Here is a 756-nt window from a genome sequence, read left to right as displayed (position 1 = left end):
GTCCATGTAACCGACACGCTGTCGGCGACCGGCGGCATCCGCTGGACGCGCGATGCCAAGGATGGCGTGTTCGCCCAGCGCCGCTTCAACGCCGCCGAGCTCCTGCACAGCGACGAGACGACCCCGCTCGCGATCACCCACCGTAAGGTGACGTGGCGCGGCGGGCTGCACTGGCAGGTGCTGCCCCGCGTCATGCTCTACGGCTTCTACTCGACCGGCTTCACATCGGGCGGGTTCAACAACACCCAGTCGACCACGGCGCTCGGCCAAGCGCGCGTCTTCCAGCCCGAGACCGTGTCAAACTGGGAAGGCGGGGTGAAGAGCAGCTTCCTCGATGGCGCGGTGCTCGCCAACGTGAACCTGTTCCGTTCCACTCTCGACGATTACCAGAGCCGTGGCTTCAACGGCATCGCCTATACCATCCGCAACGTCGGGGCGCTGCGCCAGCAGGGCGTCGAGGGCGAGTTCCGCGTGCGCCCGGTCCGCCCGGTCACGCTGGGGGTCGCGGGCACCTATCTCGATTCCGAGTTCCTCGATTTCCGCAATGCGCCCAACCTGCCTGCGTTCACCGGCACGCAGGACCTGACGGGCAAGCGGTCGACCTTCTCGCCGAAGTGGCAGGGCAATGCCTATGCGCAATATGACGGCGCGATCGGCGGACGCGGCCTGACATGGCTCGCGCGGTTTGACATCCAGTTCCGGTCGAGCGCCAATATCGGGTCGGACGACAATGCCGATCCCGACACCGTGCAAAGC

Annotated in this window: 1 protein-coding gene; it reads left to right on the top strand. The window is 66.4% G+C overall.

Annotated elements, in window-relative coordinates:
* Window positions 1-756 (top strand): TonB-dependent receptor domain-containing protein (locus tag LS48_RS15040; protein WP_117590240.1); only part of this gene is annotated, 756 nt, incomplete at both ends.

The sequence above is a fragment of the Aequorivita aquimaris genome (genome assembly GCF_001573155.1).
GTDB classification, from domain to species: domain Bacteria; phylum Bacteroidota; class Bacteroidia; order Flavobacteriales; family Flavobacteriaceae; genus Aequorivita; species Aequorivita aquimaris.
Note: the sequence above shows the minus strand (reverse complement) of the source record. Positions and strands in the feature narration are given on the sequence as shown.